This window comes from Weizmannia sp. FSL K6-0777, assembly GCF_038593185.1.
GTDB classification, from domain to species: Bacteria; Bacillota; Bacilli; order Bacillales; family Bacillaceae_C; genus Weizmannia; species Weizmannia faecalis.
Genome location: NZ_CP151971.1, coordinates 2,454,319 through 2,479,929, shown reverse-complemented (window position 1 = coordinate 2,479,929; position 25,611 = coordinate 2,454,319). Strand labels below are relative to the sequence as shown.

Sequence of the window (25,611 nt, the reverse complement as noted above, 5' to 3'; positions counted from 1 at the left end):
GGCTGATGGCTAAAAAAATGCCGGAAATCGGTGATTACAAGTACGGCTTTCATGATAAAGATGTTTCCATTTTCCGTGCAAAACGCGGATTGACGAAAGAAATTGTGGAAGAAATTTCAAAAATGAAAGAAGAACCGCAATGGATGCTTGATTTTCGTCTGAAGTCTCTTGAACACTTTTACAATAAACCGATGCCGCAATGGGGCGGCGATCTCTCCGCGTTAAATTTCGACGACATTACGTATTACGTCAAACCGACGGAACATGCCGGCCGTTCGTGGGATGAAGTACCACAGGAAATCAAAAATACATTTGATAAACTTGGCATTCCGGAAGCGGAACAAAAATACCTGGCCGGCGTTTCCGCACAGTATGAATCGGAAGTCGTTTATCATAACATGAAGCAGGATCTCGAAAAACTCGGGATTGTGTTCAAAGACACGGACTCCGCTTTAAAAGAAAATGAAGATATTTTCCGCAAATACTGGGCAACCGTCATTCCGCCGACGGACAATAAATTTGCGGCTTTAAACTCGGCTGTCTGGTCGGGAGGATCTTTCATTTACGTTCCGCCGGGTGTAAAAGTGGATACCCCGCTGCAAGCTTATTTCCGGATCAATTCGGAAAATATGGGGCAGTTTGAACGGACCCTTATCATCGTTGACGAAGGTGCCTCCGTCCACTATGTCGAAGGTTGCACGGCGCCGGTTTACTCGACAAACTCGCTCCACAGCGCAGTCGTTGAAATCATCGTTAAGAAAAATGCGTATTGCCGTTATACGACGATCCAAAACTGGGCGAACAACGTTTATAATCTTGTAACGAAACGCGCCGTATGTGAAGAGAATGCGACAATGGAATGGATTGACGGCAACATCGGTTCAAAACTGACGATGAAGTATCCTTCCGTGCTGCTGAAAGGCGAAGGGGCGCGCGGTATGACGCTGTCGATCGCGATCGCCGGAAAAGGCCAGCACCAGGATGCCGGCGCGAAAATGTACCATCTTGCGCCGAATACGTCGTCCACGATCGTATCCAAATCGATTTCAAAACACGGCGGAAAAGTCACATACCGCGGCATGGTGCATTTCAGCCGGAAAGCGGACGGCGCGCGTTCCAATGTCGAATGCGACACGCTGATTATGGATCACCTGTCCACATCAGATACCGTGCCTTATAACGAAATTTTAAACAACAATATTTCTTTGGAACACGAAGCAAAAGTATCAAAAGTGTCGGAAGAACAGCTCTTTTACTTGATGAGCCGCGGCATTTCCGAACAGGAAGCAACGGAAATGATCGTTATGGGCTTCATCGAACCGTTCACAAAAGAACTCCCGATGGAATACGCCGTCGAAATGAACCGTTTGATTAAGTTTGAAATGGAAGGTTCGATTGGATAACCTTGATATATCAACGGTTATAGAGAGTTTTTGAACGTAGGGGTGCGATTTACCCACAAATCACCCCTCATATATTGCTGTAAAGCCTAGTTTTAGACGGTGATGGCAGAAAAAACAGCCGCTTGCGGATTCCGCACGGCTGTTTTTTCATGGGGCGCCAATTTGAAAATCGTGGTAAAATAAACTGCATAAGCATAAAGGATAAAAAGCGGCCGTATGAAACGGCATGACGAGATTACCCTCATGATGATAAGGGGACCAAATATGAACGAAATTTTACATATATACCATACAAATGATATCCACAGCCATTTTGAAAACTGGCCGAAAATCCGGCATTTTCTTGAGCGGAAACAGGCGCAGCATGCCCGGCAAAATGAAGAGATGCTGCTGTTTGACCTCGGCGACCACGTCGACAGATGGCATCCGTATACAGAAGGGACCATGGGCAAGGCAAATGTCCGGCTTTTAAATCAACTGGGGTACTTGGCTGCGACCATTGGAAATAATGAAGGGATTACGATGCCGCACGAGGCGCTAGACACATTGTATGAGGAAGCACAATTTGACGTGATTCTTGCCAACCTGTTCGATGAAAACGGGAAACGGCCGCAGTGGGCAGTGCCGCGGAAACTGTACACGACAAAAAGCGGTGTCAAAATCGGGGTAACCGGTGTGACAGCAGGATTTTATAAACTGTACCGGCTGCTGGGTTGGCAGCTTTCTAATCCACTGGAAGAACTAGGGAAACAAATGAATATTTTAAAAAAAGAGGCGGATATCCTCATCGTCTTATCGCATCTCGGCATTCATGAAGACCGCCTTATTGCAAAGCTGTACCCGGAAGTGGACCTTGTGTTGGGCGGGCATACGCACCATGTGTTGGCAAAAGGTGAACTGGACGGGCGGACGCTTCTTGCGGCAGCCGGCAAATACGGCTATTATATCGGGCATGTCAAGCTTGAAATCGATCCGGCTGCCAAAAAAATCGTCTATCAGTCAGCCCGTGCTTTACCGACCGGGAACTTCCAGGAACCGCCCGGAGAAGCGGCCGAGATTGAACATTATTATTTTGAAGGAAAAAAATTATTGAATCAAAAACTCGTGTATTTACCGGAAAAACTGGAATCGGACTGGTTCAAGGAAAACCGGCTTGCGGGCCTGCTTTGTGATGCGGTCATGGAATGGTGCGATGCCGATTGCGCATTTTTGAATGCCGGCCTTGTGCTTGACAGTCTGGAACACGGGCCGGTCACGAAATTTGATCTCCACCGGATTCTCCCGCATCCGATTAACCCGTGTCTGATCGAGCTGACGGGCGAAAAACTTCAGGAAGTACTTCTTTCAACGCTCGACCCGAAATGGCCGCATCTGGAGCTGAAGGGGCTCGGCTTCCGCGGGAAAATCATGGGCCGGTTTATTTACCGGAATATCGGTTTCAATCATGCTTTGCGGAAAATAGAGGTGGGGGGCAGGCCGCTGGAACCGGATCGTATCTACAGGCTTGGTACGATTGATATGTATACATTTGGCGACTTTTTCCCGCATATCCGGGAGGCGAAAATCCATTATTTTATGCCGGAATTTTTGCGTGATGTGATGGAATGGAAGTTATTGCAGGAATATGGTCAGTAGGATGAAATGCCCATGCGCAAAGCAATGTAGCAATGAATCAATGGCAGTTTCCTGGCTTCTTAGAAGCAGCGACGGTCAATGGAGTTTCCAAAGATCGAATTTGGGATGTAATATGGCAGCACATTGGCTGGCAGGCACTTTTCACCGCTCTTTTCATAAAATATGAAAGAAAGGGGCGGATGGAAATGGTAACCGTAACACCTGTTGAGATCGGGGGACATACGTTTATCGCGACAACTGTCCGGCTGCCGAAAACAACCTTGCTGGCCGTATCGTGCGACAAAGGCTATATTATGTGCGGCGCGCTCGATGTGGGCTTGTTGAATGATCAACTAAAGGACCGCCATATTATCGCCGGCAGGGCAGTCGGTGTGAAGACGATTGAACAATTGCTGGAAGCACCGCTCGAGTCGGTCACCCATGAAGCGGAAAAGATCGGGGTTACCGCCGGCATGATCGGGAAACAAGCATTGTTAAAAATGATTTAAACGTTCGATTAGGTTGAAGCACAAAAGATGATGTTGCATTCGTCCTTCCCGTGTGATGAAGGACAAAACGGAGTGCGAGGAGTGGCGAAATGTCCTTCATCGAGGTAATGAAAGACAAAACGCGTGCCGAGAACCGGCGAAATGTCCTTCATCAGGGCGATGAAAGACAAAACATGAGCCGAGAACCAGCGAAATGTCCTTCATCCAGATCATGAAAGACAAACCACTGTGCCTGAAAGCATAAAATGTCCTTCAGCACAACAATCCGGACCCACGCTTTTTAATATGATCATAATCCCCCTTATGCAGACATACATTTGCTTGCAGGGGGGATTTTTTATGCGAAAATTCCGCACCTCAAAACGGCGGGGACCCTTGCCGACGCGGTACGTGCTTTTGCTTTCCATCGCATTTTTTACGGTTACCACTATTATCAGCATTGTCATTATTGACGAAGGCATAAAACCTACTTTAATGCGGTACGCCGAGTCGGAAATGAAAAAAATCGCCTCATATGTCACGAACGAAGCGATCAAAGACCATGTGAGTGGCGGAAAAAATAGCAAGTTGGATACGATTGACCCCCGGGAATTAGCCGTCACCCAATCTGAAATTGAAAACCAGATTACCCGCCAATTTAAAGAAGTGGAAGAAGGAGACATTACGTCTCTTGAAGAAATATCAAACGACGGCATGCTCGGGAAAAAGAAAAAATCAAAACCTGAAATTTTTTCCGTTCCGCTTGGGAAAGTGACCGATATTGCTCTGCTCGGAAACATGGGGCCGGATATTCCCGTGACCTTTCAAATGGTGGGGGATGTTGAAAGCTCCAATATTAAAGTGAAAAAAGAAGAATATGGCATTAACAACGCATTTTTTTATATTTATGTTGAAATCAAAATCAAAATTCAGGTCATTATCCCGTTTGCATCGGATGTCATCACCTATACACATGATGTCCCGCTTGCAATGGGCAACTATAATGGCGATGTCCCGCAATTTTATAGCGGAAACGGCGACGGGGCGCAGCCGCTCATCGAACTGCCGAAAAACACGAAATAAAAAGCGCTATGCTCGCTCCAGCGTTCCTTATTTCCGCTGTTTTTCAAGCGATTCCCATCTCCTTAAGGACGGGTAAGGATCAAAAGACCATTCGCTTCGTCCGTTGTCTTTGTATATGCCGTAATGCAAATGCGGCGGAAATTTTCCGGATGTGCCGGGCGGGCCGTAACCGGTGCTGCCAACGCTGCCGATCAACATGCCCGGTTTGACGACCTGGCCGACATGTAAATTTTTTGCATAACCGCTTAAATGGGCAAAATAATGATACGAATTGTTTAAATCACGAATGCCAATGCGCCAGCCGCCGTACTTGTTCCACCCTTTCAATTCAATCACTCCGTAACAAGTCGCGCGTACCGGGACGCCATAATCGGCAAAAATATCCGTCCCTTCGTGGATACGGCGGCCACCCCAGCCGCGCCGGTCGCCCCATGTGCTCCGGTAGCTGTAATTGTATCCGGGCGGGATCGGGAACGCCTTGTCTGTCAGCTGAATGGTGCCGAATGTCTTGTAAATCTTCGCCTTTTCCGTGATCAGCTGTACGGCTTTATCCCGTTTGTAATAATGCCACAGCGCAATTTCAAAGTCATCATCATCCGTTCCATACCGCAACAAATACTCGCTCAGTGTAAAAAGCACGTCAAGATCATCGTTGCGGTTAGCTTTCCCATCCCCGTTCCCGTCCTTTCCGATCCCGCCGAAAAACGCAATCGAAAGCGGATGGGTATCATTGTGGTTCGGATTGGCAAGCCCGGACCATTTTTCAGGGGGAAAATAAATGGAAATAAGGCCGGCTGGTTTCGGTAGGTCGGAACGGACAAACCGGATGCTCCGTTCATACTGGTCGATGGCTGCCAAATTGTACCACGGAATCTGGGTAAATGCCTCCATATGCTGATAAAGTTCCATCCGTTTTTTGTACATTTCTTTATCGGGTATTTCTTTTGCTTGGGCATGAATGGCAGAAAATGAAAGCCCCGTTACAAGGCAGAAAAGCAAAGTAAACCGCAATGTGCAAACCCTCTTTCTGTCAATGTTGTCGAAACAGAAAAACCGCAATATGAAAATCCTCTTACGCTTAGTGTGGAAAGAGAAGCGGATTTTTATCAATATTAAATATTGGAAAAACCGGTGGCGTTTTCTTTTCAAAGAAGTGCCGAATGTGGTAAAGTGAGAGAGAACGAACCCGGTGGGAGAGATGGAAAATGAACAAACAGGAAGAGATTTTGCGGAAACCCGAATGGCTGAAAATCAAACTCAATACGAATGAAAATTATACCGGATTAAAGAAATTAATGCGCACGGAAAACTTACATACGGTTTGCGAAGAAGCGAGATGCCCGAATATCCATGAATGCTGGGGAACAAGGCGGACTGCGACTTTCATGATTCTGGGCGATACGTGCACACGTGCCTGCCGTTTTTGCGCCGTAAAAACCGGGTTGCCGTCCGAACTCGACTGGCAGGAACCGGAACGGGTTGCTGAATCGGTGAAAAAAATGAACTTAAAGCATGTGGTTGTGACGATGGTGGCCCGTGATGATTTGAAAGACGGCGGTGCAGCGGTGATGGCTGAAACGATCCGAGCGATCCGCCGCATGAACCCGTTTACCACCATTGAAGTGCTGCCTTCCGATTTGCAGGGCCGGTACGACAGTTTAAAAACATTGATGGATGCAAAACCGGATATTTTAAACCACAATATTGAAACCGTCCGGAGGCTGACAAGAAGGGTCCGCGCCCGCGCCACGTATGACAGGTCGCTTGAATTTTTGCGGCGGGCAAAGGAAATGCAGCCGGAGATTCCGACTAAATCAAGCATTATGGTCGGCCTCGGCGAAACGATGGAAGAATTGGCGGAAGCGATGGATGACCTGCGCGCCAACGATGTGGACATCGTGACGTTCGGGCAATATTTACAGCCGACGAAAAAACATATGAAAGTGGTCAAATATTACCATCCAGATGAATTTGCCGAATTAAAAAGAATTGCACTTGAAAAAGGATTCAGCCACTGCGAATCCGGTCCGCTTGTCCGCTCTTCATACCATGCGGATGAACAGGTCAGTGCCGCTGCAAAAGCAAAGCATATTTTAGGGAACGTGGAACAGACGCAAAAAATTTGAGAAACGGGCTGCGCACTTTAATGGGCGCAGTTTTTCCGTTCAATGGGGCTGAAAAATTTTTCGCGTTCCGCTTAGAATTTGGGCGGTTTTTCGTTATAATAAAATAAGGCAGGAAGGCACACGGGGAAAATGGAGGAATTGAAATTGGTCACCATCCACCGCCATACGTACGAGATTATTGCCAATTACCGGAATGGCTACAATGAAGAAGCATTCCGAAGCAGATATAGTGAAATACTGGAAAAGTACGACTATATTGTCGGCGACTGGGGTTACGGACAGCTGCGGCTGCGCGGTTTTTTTGATGACCGAAATCCGAAATCCACTTTTGACACCAGAATCAGTACACTCACGGAATATCTTTATGAATACTGCAATTTCGGCTGTGCCTATTTTGTCGCAAAGAAAGTCGTTGCCAAATAAGTGTTGCCCGGCACCGCCAGTTGATAAATTTTAGGCAGAAGGTGACAGGATGTATTTTGTGGATCGTGAAAAAATAAACGGGATATTGTCATTTATGGAAAAGCGGCTTGCCTTGTTTCAAGCGCAACCGGCCTGGCAGACCGAAATCGAAAAGGCTGCTTTGGAAAGAATTGCAGAAACAGTCATCGAATCGGTCCTTGATGCCGGAAACGCGATCATTGACGGGTTTATTATGCGCGATCCGGGGAGCTACGAAGACATCATTGACATTTTGGAAGATGAAAATGTGGTTTCAGCCGAATCGGCAAAGCAGCTGACGGCTGTCATCGCGCTCAGGAAGCAGCTTGTCCGGGAATATACGGATCCGGATTACGCCACTTTTCAGGAAGTGCTTGCGGCTAACTTCAAGGCGCTCGAACGGTTTCCGGAAGATGTGCGCACTTACCTGGCAAACGAACTCGGCCCGGTTAACGCTTTTAAAGGGGAATAAGCAACGAAACAGAGAGGAATTTCAGCATGAAAAAGTATAAAGCCTATTTGATTGATTTGGACGGCACTATGTACCGCGGAACGGAAAAAATAGAAGAAGCCGGCGATTTTGTCAGCCGGTTGCAGGAAAAAGGGATCCCGTATTTATTTGTTACAAACAATTCTTCGAGGACACCAGCCCAGGTTGCCGAAAAACTGCGCGGATTCGATATACCGGCAAAAACGGAGCAGGTCTTTACGACATCCATGGCAACCGCCCGCTATATTTATGAGGAAAAACCGGATGCTTCTGTATATGTGATTGGCGAAGAAGGCATTAAAACGGCCATCAAAGAAAAAGGTTTTACGGTCACATCCGATCACCCCGATTATGTGGTGCTCGGCATCGACCGGGAGATTACTTACGAAAAGCTAGCCCTCGGCGCCATTGCGATCCGTAATGGGGCAAAATTTGTTTCCACGAACGCCGATATTGCGCTTCCAACTGAACGCGGGCTGCTCCCGGGAAACGGGGCTTTAACCTCGGTGCTTGCGGTTGCGACCCAAACCAAGCCGGTCTTTATCGGCAAACCGGAACCGATCATTACCGAGCAGGCACTTGAATATCTCGGTTCGAAAAAAGAAGAGACGATCATGGTTGGGGACAATTACGATACGGATATTCTGGCGGGCATCCGCACGGGCATTGACACCCTGCTCGTCCATACCGGCGTAACGACAAAGGAAATGTTGAAAACAAAAGAAGTCCAGCCAACCTATACGGTTGATACCCTTGACCAGTGGGAAGTGTGACAAGCGCGGGGCAAAAGGAGGAGCCATATGCCCGCCTCGGCAAAGTCCGCGTTATTTGGAAAACGAAGACCGAAAAAACGGCAAGATACAATAAAACGTATCTTGCCGTTTTTTCTGTTTTTACGGCTGCACATGCGCCACTCTGTGTGCATGGCGGCTTGCGGCTGCAGCGGCAATGGCCCCGACGATATCATCGAGAAACGTATTGCATGAGCCGTCGGAATGGTCATTAAGCTTTGCCAAAATGCCCGGTTTTTGTTTGTCAATATACCCGTAGTTGGTAAAGCCGATCGAACCGTACACGTTCACAATCGACAAAGCCATAATTTCATCAATGCCGTAAAGGGACTCATCGACCGCAATCGTGCTTTGCAGCGGTTCGTCAAGCATCCCTTTTTCCGCCAGCACATCCAGCTGGATCCCGGTTAAAATGGCGTTTTGCACTTCGCGTTTGGACAGAACGGCGTTGACACTTTCCATGCAATCCTCCAGTGTCATTTCCGGAAAGTACTTTTCTTGCAAATACAGGACGAGTTTCGCAATATCTTCCACTTCTACGCCCCGTTCTTTCAACCTCTGCCTTGCAATTTGTTCTGACACATCCATATTTTTCTTGTTTTCCATGTTCTCACCTCAACTATTCGACATTTTCTTTAGCATGATCATTCTAATGGATTTTATGAGATCAAGCAAGAATACACGTTCCTTCACATATAATGTAGAAAGTGCAATGTATTTTTTGGGGGAGGGAAGATGATGGCACAGGCCATTTTGAAAAAATATTACGGCATTGACGCCGGGCAGCCTTTTTTTGACGGAAAACGGGTCCGCTATGAAGCAAACGGTAATCTTTATACGCTCGTTCCCGTGACAAATGTTCCTGAAAATGTGCTTGTTGAATTATATGAAATGTCCCGGCACCTCGTGACGAATGGCGACCGCTATGCCTCCGCCTTTTATCCATCTAAAGAAAAGAAGTTTCTCGTAACGGACGGGGATAGCGATTATGTTTTACTGGAAAACCGCTATAAAAAAGCGCCCGGAAATATGCGCACGGGCAGGAAGCTTGCGAAATTCCACCTGCGCGGCCGCACGCTTTCCGCCACGATAACGGAAACAAACCGGATGGGCGAATGGAAAAATTACTGGGAAATGCGCCTTGAACAAATGGAAAAGGCATGGTACCGGACAGTGGAAGAGCACCCCGACCGCCCGTTTGAACGCCTGTTTGCCGAAACGTTTCCCTATTACATGGGGCTTTGTGAAAATGCGATCCAGTATGTCGTCGATACGGAAATGGATGAGGCGCCTGCCCCGGGGGATGCCGGCACCATTTGCCATGAACGGTTTTCAAACGAAACATGGGGCCGGAAATTTATCATCCACCACCCGTTTGACTGGGTGTTTGACCACGCAGGCAGGGACATTGCCGAGTGGATCCGCGCGCAGTATTTTAAGAAAACACACACGTTCCGGCCTGATGTCCGTGCGTTTTTGCAGCAATATGTTTCGCTTTCGCCGCTTTCGCCTTTTTCGTGGCGGCTGATTTTCGCGCGCCTGCTGTTTCCCCTTCATTATTTTGAATGTGTGGAAACCTATTTTCTCACCCGGTCCGAAAAGGAACAAAACATGCATGAGGAACAGCTTTGGAAAATTGTACGGGGGGCAGAGGCATACGAAGCATTTCTGGGTGAATTTTATGAGCTCTCGGAAGTCCCGATAAGAAAATACAATATTCCCAGGGTGGCATGGCTCAAAGCCCGATAAAAAAGCGGCTCCTTGTAGAAAAGACCGGCAAGTTTAAAACGCATCTCCGGTCAGGTTTCCGAATGCAGCCCGGCCCGTAGTGAAGGCAAGCACGGATGTCAGGCATCGTGAATAACCAGAGAACCTTCCCGTCCAAGTAAAATTTATTCCAGTAAAAAAGCGGTTCCTTGATAGGAAACCGCGTACTGCCCGTTAAAAAACCTGTTCTACTTCCATAACGCCGGGAACCTCTTCAAACAATGCGCGTTCTATCCCGGCTTTCAACGTGATCGTGGAACTCGGGCAGCTGCCGCATGCCCCTAAAAGGCGGAGTTTAACAATGCCGTCTTCCACGTCGATCAGCTCGCAATCGCCGCCATCACGGAGCAAAAACGGGCGCAATTTATCCAATACTTCCTGAACTTGTTCTGTAATTGTATCTGCAGGCATATGATCGCTCCTTTCTTACTTCTCATTATAAACAGGATTACAAGAAAAATCTATCATAAAAAAACGGGATATAGTGTTTTCCTTTTTGCAAGCTGTTGTGTACAATATGAATAAGAAATCCCCGGAAGAGGTGCGGGTTTGATGGAGAAAAAAGTGACGATTCAAGTTTACGGGGCGGAGCAAATATGCGCAAGCTGCGTCGGTGCGCCGTCTTCTAAAGATACATTTGAATGGCTCAAAGCAGCACTTTCGCGGAAATACCCGGGCCAGCCGTTTGACATCCAGTATATCGATATTTTTGCACCCGGTGATGATCAAAAAGTGCGTGCTTTTGCGCAAAAAGTGATGGATGAAGATCTGTTTTACCCGGTTGTTGTCATTGAAGGCGAGCCGGTGGCAGAAGGCAATCCAAGGCTAAAGAAAATTTATGCGGTCATGGAGCAATACGGCTATATCCCGGAAAATGCGTTTGCAGCGCACGATTAAAAATTTTTCATTAAAAAACGTTTACAGCAGCGACTTTGTTGAATTTTTCGAGTTGCAATGCAATTTTAAAATAAAGCAGCCCGCATTTTAAGACTGCCCGGCGCCCGGGAGATACGCAATCATTGTTTTGCACGGTGTAAATGGTTATAATCAAGGAAAGGAGGTTCGGAAAATGAGTGAAGTGATTCATCTTACAGAAGCAGCTGCGTTTCAAATTAAAGACATGATGGAGCAAAACGATGAGCAGGACGCATATTTTCGTGTGTCTGTAAACGGCGGGGGCTGCAGCGGCCTGTCGTACGGCCTGTCGCTTGACCACGAAATCAAAGAAGGCGATGCGGTCGGCGAACAGCACGGCATCCGGATTCTCGTCGATCATGAGAGCGCCCCGATTTTAACCGGCACGGTCATCGATTATAAGCAGTCGCTTTTAGGGGGCGGGTTCACGATCGATAATCCGAATGCGATTGTCACCTGCGGATGCGGCTCCTCATTTAAAACTAAAACAAAAGCCGGCACACCGGAAAAATGCTGAAGCATTTAAAGTGATGCTGCAAAAACAGGATATTTATACGCCAGCAAGGTTCCCATTTCATTGCAGCAGCGCAGGATATCCCGCCAATGACAGGCGGGGCTTTTGCGCTGCTGAATTGATTTAAGCTCCTTTTTGGCAAAGTCCCTTTCATTCGCAAGCCTCACAAAAATCTTTTCAAAAAATCCAGCCAGCGCCTGTCTTCCGGTTTTCTTCCTGTCCGGGCACGCCAATTTCCTTCGCTGTTTGTACATCCGCATTTATAAACGCCTTCCTTGCGCTAAAAAGCCACAACTTTTTACAAAGTCATTAAAAATAAAATACTTTTTCGTAAATATGTTTATTCATGGAAAAAAGGGTAGATATACCTTAGCTGCTCATTTGCCCGGATTTTTCGGAAAAAGGGGAAGGGAACTTGGTCCTTGCATAATGGGGGAGAAAGGAATGTCGAGGGGGAAGCTGCGTTATGTATTCCTTTACCCGCATTATACATAAAAAAACCGTACCCCGGGTTCGATAAAAAGTTAAGGAAATTCTGCGATTTATCAGCTGCAGAATGAAGATTGGAAAGGGGAAACTGCAGTGAAAAAATGGCATGTGCTGCTTGTTGTTCTGGCATTGGTATGGGGATTGGCTGCTTGCGGGAAATCAGATAAAAAAGCAGAAGCGGAAGGGGGATCTTCCAATAAAAACAAGTTAATTGAAGCTTCAATTACAGACGCGTCCTATGCCCTGTTGAAGGATGACGATGCGGATGTTTCGGAAGACGGTGAGAAAGACCTCCTGGCCGTTGACTTAAAGATCAAAAATGTGTCTTCGGATTCGGTCGAGATCTCCCCATATAGCAATATTAAATTATACGATGGCAACGAAGAAGTGAACATAGAAGACGACATATACAGCGCCCGGCTCGATATGGGCACTTCACGCGGCGGCAGTATCGGGGCAGGCAATACAAAAAAGATGACCGTACTTGTAAAAGTAAAAAAAGGCAAAACTTATACATTGGGCATCCAGCCGTTCACGGAAAAAAGCGGGGATGACGGTGAAGAACTGAAACTTGCACTGGATACCAAAAAATACAGCAAATCGTACGATTCCCTGCAGGATCCGGCAAAAGCGTTAAAGGCATATATAGACACCATTTATTTAAACAAGGACAATGCCGATTATGAAAAATATGTTTCAGCGGATAAGGAAGCTGCCCAGACACAGGCGTATAAAACCTTTAAAAAAGCCTTTAGCGACAATATTGCCGATGATATATCAGACGCAGATATGAAAAACTATTACGAAGCCTATAAATCGGCCGCTGCCGAAAAAGCGAAACTGGATGCGGAAGCCGTTGCGGGTTACAAAGAAAAAGCAATTGTAAAGCTGACCTATTCCACCATTTCGATGGACGATATTTCTGAAAAAGTGGAAGAATATGCAGATGAATATTTGGATAATAGTGAAGATTATGATTCAGACAAAGCAAAAAAATATGCCCTCTCCAAATTCGATTCCATTGTCAGTTCCATGGAACCAAAAGAAGCTGAAGACCCGGCAGAAGTTTCCATGGTGAAAAAAGACGGAAAATGGACGGTTTGGCAGGAGAATGACTATACAAATGAGCTGGAAGAAGCTTTTGCAGGCGGAGAGGTGTATTAACCTATGGCGCAACTCACGAAACATAAATGGCTGATTGCCATAGCTGCAGCCGTGATTGTTGTACTTGCGGTTATATGGATCGCGCTCTCCCAGGCTTCAAAACCTGACCGGGTACTGGAAAAGTTCGAGAATGCGGTCAAAACAAAGGATACGAAGCAGCTGGAAGGGCTGATTGTTGCCGACAATCCGAATGCATTGGTGAACAATACTTCCCTTCAGGCCATGATCCGGTATTTAAAAACCAATGCAAACAGTTACCAGGTGGTAAAAGATGGCATCCAAAACCAGATAAAGGACGAAAATTACTCGGAAACGAACCAGCAGATCAGCCTTGTTCAAGACGGAAAAAAATGGGGGTTTTTCCCGGACTATAAGCTGAAAGTGAAGACCGTCCACTTAAAAGTGACCGGGCAAAGCGACAACGACCAGCTTAATGTGTCAATCGGAAATATGAAAGTTCCGGAAAAAAAAGAAAGTCATACTTACGGCCCACTTTTGCCCGGAACTTACCAAACGAATGTAACGGTAAAAAACAGTTTGGGAACCTTTTTCCAAAAAGAGAAAAAGGATTTATGGGGAAATTCCGAAGTCAGCATGATTGTTGATGACAGCCGCCTTGCCCAAAAAAGCGAAAACGTACAAAAAGGGATTTTGGAGGCGATCCGCAAGTTCAACGAGGATCTAAGCGTATATACGACTTCCGGACTGGATGCCAATAAGCTTTCAAACGCGACCGATTCTTTTAAGGAAGACTTTTCACTTGAACAGGCGCAGTTTGAAGCCATTAAAGATTATGTAAAGAAGTGACTTCCCAGTATTTGGGCTCCGTCGTAAATATGGATGAACTGAGCATCAACCATTTTGATGCAGACTGGAAAGCGGAAATTGAAGCACTCGTTTCCTATAACGAAAAGATCAAATATACGGGAGAAAAAAATTATGAGGACTATTCCTACAAGACCCTCCGCAAATATACGCTTAAATATGACAAGAATTCAAAAAAATGGCTCGTGGATGATGCGGCAGACGCCAAAGCGGATGGATCAGAAAGCAGTGCATGGGAGAACAAAAAAGAACTGAAACAAAAAAATGCCCCCGTCCTGAAATGGGTCCGGAGCGGCGATAAGAGCAATATTTAATCAAAAATCCCGGTTGGGCAGCCATCCGGGATTTTGATTTTTCCTTATTCAAACAGCGAAGTGCTGTGCATCGGCTGGACGCGGGCTTTCGGGTCAAGATACGTTTTCGCGTTGCTGACCGCTGTGGTGGCTTCCCCGAACCCCGTTACGATTAACTTCACTTTACCTTCAAACGTGCAAACATCGCCGGCTGCGTAAACGCCTGGGATATTTGTTTCCATTTTGGAGTTGACGACAATGGAATTTTTTTGAATCTCAAGGCCCCAGTTTTTAATCGAGCCGAGTGACGAAATAAAGCCATAATTGCAGATAAGGGCATCAATATCAAGCGCTTCTTTCGCATCGCCTTTTACTTCTTCAATCACAAGCTGGGAGATCTTTTCCCCATCACCCATCACTTCGCTCGCGACAAACGGTGTTTTAATCTCCACGCGCGATTGCTTCAATTGTTCCACCGTACGTTCATGGGCACGGAATTTGTCCCGGCGGTGGATGAGCGTCACTTTTTCGGCGACCGGTTCCAGCATAAGCGCCCAGTCGACCGCAGAATCGCCGCCGCCAAGGATGGCAACGCTTTTGCCGGCAAACTGGTCCATATCATTTACAAAATAAAACAGATTCTTTCCTTCGTATTGTGCAGCATTTTCAACTTCGAGGCGGCGCGGCTGGAATGCACCAACACCGGCAGTGATGATGACCGCTTTGGAATGGTGGATTTCTTTATCAGTTGTTAGCGTAAAAATGCCGTCTTCATTCTTTTCAAGCATTTCTGCGGACTGGCCCGTGCAGATCACCGGCTGGAACATGGAGGCCTGCTCTTCTAATTGATTTACAAGATCAGCCGCCTTCACTTTCGGAAAACCGGCGACATCGTATATATACTTTTCAGGGTAAAGCGCAGCCAGCTGCCCGCCAAGCTGTGGCAGGCTTTCAATGATTTTTACGGACATTTTCCGTAATCCGGCGTAAAATGCTGTAAACAAGCCGGTCGGCCCGCCCCCGATAACGGTTATATCATAAACGGTTTGATCTTCCTTCAACGAAACCCCTCCAATACGCTTCATTCTCCTTCATCATAGCACATTTTGGGACAGGCGCACAGGCAAAAAAACTCTATGAGGCAAGGAGGTAGGTATTCATGCGTCCGGAAAAATTTCGTGGTGCGATGTGATATATTAGAATATTTTTATTATTATTTTAGTACAGTTTTCAATTGAAAATAGCGGGTAAAAAGCATATGATTGAAGTGGAGAATATGTATTTTTTGTGACAATTTGATGGAAATCATGTGACAAATTTGACGTGTCAATTATCGTGAATAAAATCACAAATAATGGATGATGTTGTCATACAGGCACCGGCCTGTCCAAAATAAAGAGATGGAAGTGAGAAAAATGGAGAAACCGAAAGTGGTGATACTAGGTGCCGGCTACGGCGGGCTCATGACCGTGACGCGGCTGCAAAAACAGCTTGTAAAAGGGGAAGCGGACATCACACTTGTGAACAAAAATGATTACCATTACGAAACAACATGGCTTCATGAAGCTTCCGCCGGCACATTGCACCATGACCGGGTCCACTACCCGATTCAAAACGTCTTAAATAAGAATAAAGTGCAATTTAAGCAGGCGGAAGTCAAGCGGATAAAAAAAGACGCGAACACAGTTGAGTTAAAAGGCGGGGAAGTGTTACCATATGATTATCTCGTCATTGCACTTGGATCCAACGCGGAAACATTCGGAATCGAAGGCTTGAAAGAGCATACTTTTTCGATTACAGATGTAAGCGCTGCCCAAAAAATACGGGAACATATTGAGCGCCAGTTCGATGCCTATCGAAGGGAACTCGATAAAGATGACAACCGTCTCACCATTGTAGTCGGCGGTGCGGGTTTTACCGGCATCGAGTTTCTTGGCGAACTGGTGAACCGGATTCCGGCGCTTTGCAAAGAATACGGGATCCAGCGGGATAAAGTGCGGATCGTTTCGATTGAATCCAATCCTGTCGTCCTCCCGCAATTTGACCGCGAACTTGTCGATTATGCCCTTTCGTATTTGGAAAGCAAAGGTGTCGAGTTCCATATTGGTACGGCGGTTAAAAAAGCAACAAAAGACGGGGTATGGGCCTGCAAAAAAGGCGGAGAGCCATATGAAATCAAGGCAGGAACTGTCATCTGGTCCGCGGGTGTGCGCGGGAATACCGTGATTGATGCGTCCGGGTTTGAAACGGTGCGCGGCCGAGTGAAAGTCAATCCGGATTTGACCGTTCCGGGGCATGAGAATGTGTTTGTGATTGGGGACTGTGCGTTGATCATCAATAAGGACACAAACCGTCCGTACCCGCCAACAGCACAGATGGCGATGCAGCATGGAGAAATATGCGCACGGAACCTCCTGAAAAAGATCCGCGGTGAAGAAAGCCTTGAAGCTTTTACCTTTCATGACAAAGGCACTGTTTGCTCCCTTGGGGAAGACAATGCGATCGGCATTGTGTTTGGCAAAAAGCTGAAAGGCACTTCTGCTTCTGTTATGAAAAAAGTCGTGGATGATCGTGCCTTGTATATGATCGGCGGCACGAGGCTTGTTTTAAAGAAAGGAAAATTTAATTTTATATAGCAAAAATATCATCGCGTTATTTTTGACGAAATTCGGTTTTTTCAGTAAACTAGATGTATAACGGGGATGCGGAGGGGCTTATGAGTATACCGGTATTGATCATTTCGATGGTCCTTTTTCTTGTTTTGTTTTTCGGTATCGGTTTTATTGCCAATATGCTTTTGCGGATGACCTGGATTCTCTGTTTCATTTACCCGGTCATTGCGCTTTCGATGATTGACCGGATTACTTTTTCCCGGTATTTTACCGATCCCGGGACGGCTTTCCGGCAACTTGGGGAGCATCTTGCTTCCATCCATTTATCGGATGCCCTCGTGCTATCGAGCGGCCTTGCGGGGGCACTTTTGGCCGGTGTTGCGATAAAAGCGCTCCGGAAAAACGGATACCGGATGTTTTAAAACTGCCTTGAGGGCAGCTTTTTTTTGCCTTTAAATCGGAGGCGGGCCGGCCGGCAAAAGCCGGCGCAAATTTTCCGGATAAAACAACCAGTGCTTTTTGGAAGCGCCATTTGCAGAATAGGAGAATGGGCGGCGCGAAAAAGGGCAGACGGATCAGCTGTTTTTTTGCTATATGCCCGCATATTTTGGAACGGCGTGGGAAACAATAGCCCTAAGAGGAGTGAAACCAATTGAACATGAAAAAATGGATGATCCGCTTATTGATGGCCATTTTGTTCATATGGGCAATGATTTCCACTTTCCAGGCCATTTCGGGGATAAAAGCAGCAGCTGCAAAAGCGGTACCTGCTCGGGCATTGGAAAAAGGATTGGCCGCTATTGCCGCGAGCCAGCCGCAGCCATCCCTTGATGCCTATGACTGGAGCAATTACCCGAAAAAGAAAGTGACAGCAACGGGGTATACGGCAGGGGCCGAATCGACCGGGAAAAGTCCCGACCATCCCGGCTACGGCATCACCTATTCCGGGGTGAAAGTGAAACGGGATTTATATTCAACGATTGCTGCCGATACATCCATTTTTCCAATCGGGACGGTCCTTTATATCCCGGGCTATGATTTCGGTGTTGTTGCCGATACAGGATCTGCCATAAAAGGGAACCGGCTCGATCTGTATTTTGAAACGGTTTCGGATGTTTACAAGAAATGGGGAAAACAGACGCTTGATGTGTATATTATTAAAATGGGGGACGGGTCCCTGACGGAAAAAGAACTGGCTGAACTGAACGAAAACAAAACGATGCAAGTGTTCCGGCAGCAATATATCAAGCCGGAAACGGAAGAATAGCGCAAAATCGCCGGTTGCGCTTTTTTTGTGCGTTTTTTTCAAGCTGGCGGCTATAATGGAACAGAGGTGGTTGTATGTTTGAACTGGGGAAAGGAGATCCGCTTGAATGCCGGGAAGACTGCCTTGTGATTGGCTTGCAGCAAGTTCCTAAAAAATTTGGCGGCTTGCTTGGCGGCCTGGACAACCGTTTCGGCGGGGCATTGACGGAACTGGTAAAATCCGGCGATCTGTCCGCACGCGCCGGCAGCCTTTCTGTCATTCACACCCTCGGGAAACTGCCAGTAAAACGGCTTTTGTTTATCGGGCTTGGCAACCCGAAAGAACTTAGAAAAGAACATTTGAAAAGGATGTTTGGAAAAGCAGTGAAACACATCCGGAAAATGAGATGGCCTACGGCAGCGGTTTTCCTCGATACGTTTTGCGCCGGCGCAATCAGCGGGGAGGAAGCCGCCCAGATGCTTGGCGAAGCCGTTCCGATGGCCACATACCGGTTTGCCGGTTACAAAGGGCAACCAAATATTCCGGAAGTGCAGCTCGAAAAAGTAGCGGTTTACATCCAGGCTGCCGGGAAAAAACCGGAACCGGCGGAACACGCCACGCCGGTCCATTCCAGTGTCGCCGAGGAAGCAGAGATCCGGTCGGGGAATGCCGAGCATGTTAATGCCGCCGGGAAAACAGAGGGCCAACCGGTTAAAAACGCCAATCTTCAAACGGGTACATACCGTAAAAATAACGGTTCCCCCGAAGAAACAACAGGCGCTGCCCTGCACCGCGGGTACGTGTATGGCAAAGCCGTGAATACGGCACGGACGTTTGCCAATATGCCGGTGAATATATGGACGCCGGCCCGTCTCGCGGAATATGCCGCATCACTTGCTGAAAAATATGCTTTTGAACTGGAAATCCTTGAAAGAACGGATCTGGAAAAACTTGGAATGGGTGCATGTTTGGCTGCAGCCGGAAAAGCAAAGGAGCCGCAGAACATGATCGTGCTCAAGTATGCAGGTAAACAGGAATGGCACAATGTGCTCGCGCTTGTCGGGACCGGTGCTATGTCTTTTGGCTGCACATCTGGTGCAAATGTTGGCATGGCAGGAGCGGCAGCTGTTTTGGGCGCAATGGAAGTAATTGGGGAACAAAAGCCGGCCCGAAACGTCGTGGCGGTGATTCCTGTGGCCGGCAAACGCATCACCGGCACTGCAACCAATGGGCAGGACAACATGCGCACTGAAACGGCTGTGATCACAAGCATGAACGGTAAAACGATTGAAATGCGGGATACCGGTGCTGCCGGTTTGCTGATGCTCGCGGATGCCGTAACGTATGCGAAGCAATATGGTGCAAGTCAAATTGTAGATGTTGCAACCTTGACTGCGGACGTGATCCCGGCGCTCGGCCGCGATAAAACAGGCGCTGTCGCCAATTGTGATGCTTTTTTTGAACGGGTGCTGGAATCTGCAAAGGAAGCAGGCGAGTTCATCTGGCGCCTGCCGGTTACGGAAGAAGACAAAGACAGTGTGCGTAGCAGCAAGATCGCCGATTTGAATGGTTCGCCGAATAGAGATGGCCGTGTGATAAGGGACGGGGCTTTTATCGGGGAATTTGTGGAAGATACCCCATGGGCCCATCTGGAAATTACAGGAACCGCCATAACAGGGAAAGAAACCGATCTTGGCCCGGCCGGCGCAACCGGCGTAATGGTACGGACACTGGCCGTACTGGCAGCGCGTAGGGCAGAAGGATGAAAGAAAGGATGAAGAGTGTGATGCTCTTCATCCTTTCTGTTTAAACACTTCGATTGCGATTTCAAAGATAAGCGCCATTATGCATATCGCGAGCACGCCTTTTTCAATAGCATAAAAGGTATCGAAGACGCTGATCGGATGATGGACAGATCCCATAAAGTCCCTGGTCATATAAAAATCGATGCCGGAAACGAAGACATAGAGGACCAGTGCGACAATGCCGGTGATAAAAGCGATTTTCATGCGTGCCAATTCCTTTCATATTTTTTTCGGATCGAAACATACTAACAACAAGATACCTTCATCAGTAGTTTGCGCTCCGTTATAACCAGCCATGCACGGGCGAAAAGGAGGACCGGTATGCCATATTGGTGGAAAAAGCAGAGAAACGCTGCAAAAACTGATAACAAAAATGAAAAGAAAAGCGGGGGCGTGCAGAAAACACCTGTGCGCGGAGACGATACGAGCGGGACTGTAACGGATATCCCGTTTTTGACCATGGGCACCGATTTAAAAACGCGCCTCGGGCAGTTGAAAAAAACAACCGGGAACAGTTCCGACATTGTCATCCATCAAATCATGCTTGGAAGCGGCAATGATTTGCCGGCTGCCGTTATTTCCGTCGATGGCCTGGATGATCCGAAAATGATCAATGAAAACCTGCTTGAAGTCTTGATGGGCAATCCGGAAATCGACGGGTATTTGGGAAGTGAAAATATACTCGACAGCATCATGAAGCACGTCATTAAAATTGGCGGTGTAAAAAAGGTCATGAATTGGAATGACTTGTTTTCGGAGCTGTTGAGTGGCCAGTCCATTTTACTGATTGACGGGGTATACGGCGGATTAAGCATCAGCACAAGGGGCGGGCAACAGCGGGCGATTGAAGAGCCTGCAATCGAAGTGACTGTACGCGGGCCGCGTGATAGTTTTACTGAATCATTGCGCGTCAACACCTCATTGATCCGCAAACGGATTAAAGATCCGAATCTGTGGATTGAAAACTTTAAAATCGGGGAAGTGACCCGGACCGATGTTGCGCTCATGTACATAAAAGGAATCGCAAACGATAAAGTCCTTGAGGAAGCCCGTAAACGGTTAAACACGATTAAAATCGATGCCATTTTGGATTCGGGTTATATTGAACAGCTCATTGAAGATAAAACGTATACCATTTTTCCGACAATGCACCATTCGGAAAGGCCGGATGTCGTGGCAGCCAATTTATTGGAAGGCCGTTTTGCCATTGTTGTGGAGGGTTCGCCGTTCGTTTTGCTCGCACCTGCTGTTTTTATCCAATTTTTCCAGTCGGCGGATGACTATTATACACGGTTTGATATTGCGACAGCGATCCGCCTTTTGCGGGTGCTCAGCTACTTAATTTCGCTTGTTGGGCCTGCTGTATATGTCGCCGTGACCACTTTTCATCAGGAACTCATCCCGACACAGCTTGTTTTTGCACTTGCGGCGCAGCGGGAGACGATTCCTTTTCCGGCTGTTGTCGAGGCAATTGGGATGGAGATTGTATTTGAAATTCTGCGGGAAGCCGGACTCCGTCTGCCGCGCCCAATCGGCCAGACGGTTTCGATTGTCGGGGCGCTTGTTATCGGGCAGGCGGCAGTGCAGGCCGGGCTTGTTTCTCCCGCAATGGTCATTGTCGTCTCGATTACGGCTATTGCCAGTTTTGCCACCCCGTCTTTTTTCATTGCCATTTCAGCCAGATTATACCGTTTTGTTTTTATGTTTCTGGCGGCCACTTTCGGTTTTTATGGCATCATTATCGGGATGATTACGCTTGCTGTCCATTTGACCAGCTTGCGGTCATTCGGTGTGCCCTACATGGCGCCGATTGCCCCTTTCATCCGTTCCAACTCCCGTGATACGGTGATCCGGGCGCCGCTTTGGTCAATGAGCGCCAGGCCGCGGCTCTTCAGTCAGAAAAATATCATCCGCCAGGCCGAAAACCAGAAGCCGATGCCGCCGAAACAAAAAAGTGTGAAAAATGGGGAGCAACCATGAGAAGAAGACGATGGAAAACAGCCGTTGCACTTTTTACGGCATCTTTTTTGCTGGCAGGCTGCTGGAGCCATAAAGAATTAACGGATATTGCTTTTGTAAGCGCCATCGGCATTGACCGGCTTGAAAACGGGAATTATTTGCTGACCTATCAAATTGTCAATTCCTTAAATATTCCAAGCGGCATGCAAACAAGCGGCGGGCAGGGCCCCACTGTCACCATCTTCCAAACGGAAGGCAAAACGGTTGAGGACGCATTTCTCGCTGCAGGCCGGGAAATGTCGAGGAGGTTATATTTTTCCCATACAAGCGTTCTCCTGATTGGCAAAAGCACGGCGGAAAATGGGATTTATCCGATTATTGATATTTTTGACAGAAATAAAGAATTCCGCAATACTGCTTCCGTTCTGATTGCCCGCAACGGCAAGGCAGAGGATGTCCTTAAAGTGCTGACTCCGATTGAGCGTATTCCTTCCAATAAAATCAATAAAACATTGGAATATGCGCAAGAAGATGTCGGCGGGCGGGTAAAAACAGATATTTCAGATCTCCTATATGATCTTACAACGGAAGGAAAAGAAGCAGTAGTAGGAAGCTTCAAGCTGATAGGGGATAAGAAAAAAGGAGAGATGCTGGAAAGCCAGAATCAGACAGAACTGGACGCATACTTAACGAGCGGGGGGATCGGGATCCTAAAGCATGGAAAACTGATTGACTGGGTAGGCGGACAGGATGCGCTTACGATTACATGGCTATTGAAAAAAACAAAAATGACTTCGCTTGATTTAGACTGGGCGCATCATCCAAATGCGCTCGGGCTGCAGGTAAGAAAAACGATTATCGGTATGAAACCGGCCATGAAAAACGGAAAGCCGGAAATGCATATCCACATCAGCCTTGTGGGCCAGCTGCAAGAAATCAATGTACCGCTTGATGTACTGGATTCAAAGGAAATGGCCCGGATTGAAAAAGCATACGAAAAAAATGTGGAGCAGCAAATTAACCATGGCATTCGCCATATGCAGCACGACCAATGTGATGTGTTCGGCTTCGGGGAAATGATTTACCGCCAGTACCCGAAAGAGTGGCACAGTTTAAGGCACCATTGGAATGAAAAGGGCTTTGCCCATTTAAATGTGAAGGTGCATGCAAACGTCGTCATCGCCAATTCTGGAATACGGACAAATCCATTCCATTCAAATTTAAAATAACAGGGCCTGGTGATATATGGAAAAGGCAAAAATTTCCTCGTACCAATTATTTGTGTTAATCTTTATGTTTGAACTTGGCAGTGCCCTTTTGCTGGGAATCGGAAGCGGCGCAAAACAGGATGCATGGCTTGCAATTTTAAGCGGCCTGAGCGTCGGGTTTTTCCTGTTTTACGTTTATTACAAAATATTTTCCTTTTATCCTGGCATTTCGCCGGTCGAATGGTTGCGGGCGATTTACGGAAAAGGTATTGGCTGGTTTTTCGGCTTTGCGATGGGCATTTACTTCCTGTACCTTTCTGCCAGGGTGCTGCGCGACTTTGGAGAAATGCTGATCATATCGGCTTATCCGGAAACACCGCGGTTTATTATCACGGTGATTTTGGCTTTGTGCGTCATGTATGCAGTAAAAAAGGGAATGGAAGTGATGGCCAGAACCGGGGAGATCTTTATTATCTTCTTTTATTTTCTGGCGATTGCGAGTTTCGTATTGATTACTTCATCAGGGCTCGTCAAGATCAATTATTTGAAACCAGTACTGGAAAACGGGCCCATGCCTGTCCTAAAAACAATGGGGAAGGAGACGATTTATATTCCTTTTGGCGAAACGATTGCGTTTTTGTCCATTTTTCCGCTTGTAGATAAGATAAAAAGTGTAAAAGTAGCCGGGCTGTCAGCTATGTGGCTAAGCGGCACAAATTTGGCGATCTCGATGCTGATCAATATTTGTGTGCTTGGCGTGGATGCGATGATGCGATCCCCGTTTCCGCTGCTTGCGACCATTCAGGAAATTCAACTTGCCCATTTTCTGGAGCGGCTGGATGTACTTTTTATGGTGACTTTAATTGTTGGCGGATTTTTCAAAGTAGGGATTTACTTATATGCGGCTTGTATTATGTTTACGGAGCTGTTCCATGTAAGCAGCTATAGGAAAACGGTCTATCCGCTCGGCCTGATTATGTTGTGCGCATCGGCAATGATTGCCCCAACATTTGCGGAACATATCGATGAGGGCATCAAAGTGGTGCCTGTTCTGCTTCACCTCCCTATACAAGTGGTTTTTCCGGTTGTAACGCTCCTGCTGATTTTATGGAAAGAGCGGCGCAAAAAAAAGAACAGGCAAAAGCCAGCGTCTGCGTAACGCCCAGTCCGGTACGGGCGGGATGCATACACTAAAAATAGAAGGAGAGGAGGTTATTTGATGTATCCGCATGCACATTACCCGGCACGTTCACCATTTTTTGCCGGACCGCTTTTGGGCGGTTTTCTCGGCGGCTTGCTTGGCGGCGCACTGGTAAGGCCGCGCCCGTATTTCCCATATCCTCCGGTGCCATACCCGCCGGTTCCGTACGGAGGATATCCGCCATTCCCGTATTATTAAAAAATAACCCCCCCGCTTTTAAGCGGGGGTTATTTTTTCGGGCGGCAGGATCCCGGGGCAATGGACAAGCCGCAAGTTATGACCAGCACATTTTCAACCGGAGCTCGCAGCAAGGTGCCTGGTTGCCCGCGGCCTGGCAGACAAACTGCAATATAAGGCCGTCCGGTGTATAAAAAACACGCGGAATATGCTGGATAGCGGTTCCCGCCAGCATGCGGCCGACACCAGCTGAATCTGATTTTTGTGCGGCAGACATGAGTTGTCCGGCAAAAGCCGCAGAGCGGGAAATCCGGTTAAGCAAAAGCTGTGCATCTGCCAAGAGTTCGTGCGTGTGTATGGCCGAATCCATAAATTTTTTCGGGTGGACGGCAGGATATTGGCGGTAAGGCATGGAATAGTATGGAAAGGAAGGAACAACATAATACGGATTGTAGTACAATATTCTCACCTTCTTTCTCAGGTGGGAAACATCATTTTTTACATAGTATGAAAGAAAGGCTTGAAAGATGTATGGACAATCCGGACCGGGGGGAAAGAGATGGAACTGGAACATACAATGATCGGCGCGCTTGGCATAAAACTTGTCCAAATGGAGCCCGGGAAAGTGGTGGCGACCATGCCGGTGAATGAAAAAACGATACAGCCGCTCGGATACCTGCACGGCGGCGCATCCGTCGCACTCGCGGAAACCGCTGCAAGCCTAGGGGCTGCGATGCTGATCGATTTAGAAAAAGAAGTCTGCTTCGGGCTTGAAATCAATGCCAACCATATCCGTTCAAAACGGAACGGCACCGTAACCGCAGTTGCCGAAGCCGTGCACCGGGGCAAAAGTACCCAGGTTTGGGAGATCAAAATCAAAGACGAAGACGAAAACTTAATTTGCCTGTCGCGCTGTACGATTGCGGTCGTACCGAAAAAAAGCTAAAAGTTTCACGGCCCGGCAAGAAAAAGTAAAAACGGCAAGATACCACCAAACTGG

Annotated in this window: 28 protein-coding genes and 1 pseudogene; 23 read left to right on the top strand and 6 right to left on the bottom strand. The window is 47.4% G+C overall.

Features of this window, described 5'->3' with window-relative positions:
• Positions 1–5: 5 nt before the first annotated feature.
• The 4 genes from sufB (at position 6) to yunB (ending at position 4,588) form a co-directional block, all read left to right on the top strand.
• Complete coding sequence (gene sufB, locus NST70_RS11945) at positions 6–1,403, top strand: Fe-S cluster assembly protein SufB (protein WP_342475165.1); 1,398 nt, start codon at positions 6–8, stop codon at positions 1,401–1,403.
• A 264-nt stretch (positions 1,404–1,667) separates the two neighbouring features.
• Entirely contained in the window at positions 1,668–3,038 is a 1,371-nt protein-coding gene (locus NST70_RS11940) for a bifunctional UDP-sugar hydrolase/5'-nucleotidase (RefSeq protein WP_026104669.1), read from the top strand.
• 185 nt (positions 3,039–3,223) lie between these two features.
• Positions 3,224–3,526, top strand: coding sequence for a DUF1805 domain-containing protein (locus tag NST70_RS11935; protein ID WP_014097532.1), 303 nt, complete (start codon positions 3,224–3,226; stop codon positions 3,524–3,526).
• 339 nt (positions 3,527–3,865) lie between these two features.
• The gene (yunB, locus tag NST70_RS11930; RefSeq protein ID WP_276210438.1) at positions 3,866–4,588 is read left to right on the top strand and encodes a sporulation protein YunB; all 723 of its coding nucleotides are present in this window, start codon (positions 3,866–3,868) and stop codon (positions 4,586–4,588) included.
• A gap of 27 nt (positions 4,589–4,615) precedes the next feature.
• Here the strand turns inward: yunB and NST70_RS11925 are convergent, their stop codons facing one another.
• Positions 4,616–5,599: a M23 family metallopeptidase gene (locus tag NST70_RS11925; protein ID WP_179234553.1), complete on the bottom strand. Its 984-nt coding sequence runs from the start codon at positions 5,597–5,599 to the stop codon at positions 4,616–4,618.
• 191 nt (positions 5,600–5,790) lie between these two features.
• Here NST70_RS11925 and lipA point away from each other — a divergent pair.
• The 4 genes and pseudogenes from lipA to NST70_RS11905 form a co-directional block, all read left to right on the top strand.
• Positions 5,791–6,714: pseudogene (gene lipA, locus NST70_RS11920) on the top strand (lipoyl synthase); the annotation flags it as partial.
• Between the two features lie 144 nt (positions 6,715–6,858).
• Complete coding sequence (locus tag NST70_RS11915) at positions 6,859–7,137, top strand: YutD family protein (protein ID WP_342476218.1); 279 nt, start codon at positions 6,859–6,861, stop codon at positions 7,135–7,137.
• A gap of 49 nt (positions 7,138–7,186) precedes the next feature.
• Positions 7,187–7,627 (top strand): DUF86 domain-containing protein, encoded by a 441-nt coding sequence (locus NST70_RS11910; protein ID WP_013860128.1) that lies wholly within the window; start codon positions 7,187–7,189, stop codon positions 7,625–7,627.
• Between the two features lie 26 nt (positions 7,628–7,653).
• Complete coding sequence (locus tag NST70_RS11905; protein WP_017554576.1) at positions 7,654–8,418, top strand: TIGR01457 family HAD-type hydrolase; 765 nt, start codon at positions 7,654–7,656, stop codon at positions 8,416–8,418.
• Between the two features lie 120 nt (positions 8,419–8,538).
• Here NST70_RS11905 and NST70_RS11900 read toward each other — a convergent pair whose 3' ends face one another.
• Complete coding sequence (locus NST70_RS11900) at positions 8,539–9,042, bottom strand: phosphatidylglycerophosphatase A (protein ID WP_013860126.1); 504 nt, start codon at positions 9,040–9,042, stop codon at positions 8,539–8,541.
• Positions 9,043–9,174: 132 nt separating this feature from the next.
• On the opposite strand from NST70_RS11900, the gene yutH reads away from it, so the two are divergent.
• Positions 9,175–10,185: a spore coat putative kinase YutH gene (gene yutH / locus NST70_RS11895; RefSeq protein WP_179234829.1), complete on the top strand. Its 1,011-nt coding sequence runs from the start codon at positions 9,175–9,177 to the stop codon at positions 10,183–10,185.
• A gap of 192 nt (positions 10,186–10,377) precedes the next feature.
• Here the strand turns inward: yutH and NST70_RS11890 are convergent, their stop codons facing one another.
• Complete coding sequence (locus NST70_RS11890) at positions 10,378–10,614, bottom strand: NifU family protein (RefSeq protein ID WP_014097541.1); 237 nt, start codon at positions 10,612–10,614, stop codon at positions 10,378–10,380.
• A 141-nt stretch (positions 10,615–10,755) separates the two neighbouring features.
• On the opposite strand from NST70_RS11890, the gene NST70_RS11885 reads away from it, so the two are divergent.
• The 5 genes from NST70_RS11885 (at position 10,756) to NST70_RS11865 (ending at position 14,424) form a co-directional block, all read left to right on the top strand.
• Positions 10,756–11,100, top strand: a complete 345-nt coding sequence (locus NST70_RS11885) for a YuzD family protein (RefSeq protein WP_014097542.1) — start codon at positions 10,756–10,758, stop codon at positions 11,098–11,100.
• Between the two features lie 172 nt (positions 11,101–11,272).
• Positions 11,273–11,635 carry an iron-sulfur cluster assembly accessory protein gene (locus tag NST70_RS11880; RefSeq protein ID WP_013860122.1) on the top strand — a complete coding sequence of 121 codons (363 nt, stop codon included), beginning with the start codon at positions 11,273–11,275 and terminating at the stop codon, positions 11,633–11,635.
• 579 nt (positions 11,636–12,214) lie between these two features.
• The gene (locus tag NST70_RS11875) at positions 12,215–13,285 is read left to right on the top strand and encodes a DUF5105 domain-containing protein (RefSeq protein WP_179234551.1); all 1,071 of its coding nucleotides are present in this window, start codon (positions 12,215–12,217) and stop codon (positions 13,283–13,285) included.
• 3 nt (positions 13,286–13,288) lie between these two features.
• The gene (locus NST70_RS11870; RefSeq protein WP_235801693.1) at positions 13,289–14,092 is read left to right on the top strand and encodes a hypothetical protein; all 804 of its coding nucleotides are present in this window, start codon (positions 13,289–13,291) and stop codon (positions 14,090–14,092) included.
• Positions 14,089–14,424: a hypothetical protein gene (locus NST70_RS11865; protein WP_342475158.1), complete on the top strand. Its 336-nt coding sequence runs from the start codon at positions 14,089–14,091 to the stop codon at positions 14,422–14,424. Before NST70_RS11870 ends, NST70_RS11865 begins: the two co-directional genes overlap by 4 nt.
• Before the next feature lie 44 nt (positions 14,425–14,468).
• Here the strand turns inward: NST70_RS11865 and NST70_RS11860 are convergent, their stop codons facing one another.
• Positions 14,469–15,464, bottom strand: coding sequence for an NAD(P)/FAD-dependent oxidoreductase (locus NST70_RS11860; RefSeq protein ID WP_035189655.1), 996 nt, complete (start codon positions 15,462–15,464; stop codon positions 14,469–14,471).
• 354 nt (positions 15,465–15,818) lie between these two features.
• Here NST70_RS11860 and NST70_RS11855 point away from each other — a divergent pair, with 354 nt between their 5' ends.
• From NST70_RS11855 to NST70_RS11840, 4 genes are all read left to right on the top strand, one after another.
• Positions 15,819–17,039, top strand: a complete 1,221-nt coding sequence (locus NST70_RS11855) for an NAD(P)/FAD-dependent oxidoreductase (RefSeq protein ID WP_035189657.1) — start codon at positions 15,819–15,821, stop codon at positions 17,037–17,039.
• Between the two features lie 80 nt (positions 17,040–17,119).
• Entirely contained in the window at positions 17,120–17,437 is a 318-nt protein-coding gene (locus tag NST70_RS11850) for a YuiB family protein (protein ID WP_014097547.1), read from the top strand.
• Positions 17,438–17,667: 230 nt separating this feature from the next.
• Positions 17,668–18,282 (top strand): 3D domain-containing protein, encoded by a 615-nt coding sequence (locus tag NST70_RS11845; protein WP_080746295.1) that lies wholly within the window; start codon positions 17,668–17,670, stop codon positions 18,280–18,282.
• Between the two features lie 74 nt (positions 18,283–18,356).
• Complete coding sequence (locus tag NST70_RS11840) at positions 18,357–20,027, top strand: M17 family peptidase N-terminal domain-containing protein (protein ID WP_061577177.1); 1,671 nt, start codon at positions 18,357–18,359, stop codon at positions 20,025–20,027.
• 27 nt (positions 20,028–20,054) lie between these two features.
• Here NST70_RS11840 and NST70_RS11835 read toward each other — a convergent pair whose 3' ends face one another.
• Positions 20,055–20,270: a hypothetical protein gene (locus NST70_RS11835; protein ID WP_019721409.1), complete on the bottom strand. Its 216-nt coding sequence runs from the start codon at positions 20,268–20,270 to the stop codon at positions 20,055–20,057.
• A 117-nt stretch (positions 20,271–20,387) separates the two neighbouring features.
• On the opposite strand from NST70_RS11835, the gene NST70_RS11830 reads away from it, so the two are divergent.
• Genes NST70_RS11830 through NST70_RS11815 form a run of 4 tightly spaced genes read left to right on the top strand, consistent with a single transcriptional unit; the run spans position 20,388 to position 24,632 of the window.
• Complete coding sequence (locus NST70_RS11830) at positions 20,388–22,046, top strand: spore germination protein (protein ID WP_014097551.1); 1,659 nt, start codon at positions 20,388–20,390, stop codon at positions 22,044–22,046.
• Positions 22,043–23,254 (top strand): Ger(x)C family spore germination protein, encoded by a 1,212-nt coding sequence (locus NST70_RS11825; protein ID WP_061577175.1) that lies wholly within the window; start codon positions 22,043–22,045, stop codon positions 23,252–23,254. Before NST70_RS11830 ends, NST70_RS11825 begins: the two co-directional genes overlap by 4 nt.
• 16 nt (positions 23,255–23,270) lie before the next feature.
• Positions 23,271–24,392 carry a GerAB/ArcD/ProY family transporter gene (locus NST70_RS11820; RefSeq protein ID WP_342475155.1) on the top strand — a complete coding sequence of 374 codons (1,122 nt, stop codon included), beginning with the start codon at positions 23,271–23,273 and terminating at the stop codon, positions 24,390–24,392.
• A gap of 60 nt (positions 24,393–24,452) precedes the next feature.
• Complete coding sequence (locus NST70_RS11815; RefSeq protein WP_014097554.1) at positions 24,453–24,632, top strand: hypothetical protein; 180 nt, start codon at positions 24,453–24,455, stop codon at positions 24,630–24,632.
• Positions 24,633–24,708: 76 nt separating this feature from the next.
• Here the strand turns inward: NST70_RS11815 and NST70_RS11810 are convergent, their stop codons facing one another.
• Positions 24,709–25,080, bottom strand: a complete 372-nt coding sequence (locus NST70_RS11810) for a hypothetical protein (RefSeq protein ID WP_328228979.1) — start codon at positions 25,078–25,080, stop codon at positions 24,709–24,711.
• Positions 25,081–25,170: 90 nt separating this feature from the next.
• Between NST70_RS11810 and NST70_RS11805 the strand changes: the two genes are divergently transcribed.
• Positions 25,171–25,557 carry a hotdog fold thioesterase gene (locus NST70_RS11805; RefSeq protein ID WP_013860109.1) on the top strand — a complete coding sequence of 129 codons (387 nt, stop codon included), beginning with the start codon at positions 25,171–25,173 and terminating at the stop codon, positions 25,555–25,557.
• Positions 25,558–25,611 lie beyond the last annotated feature (54 nt).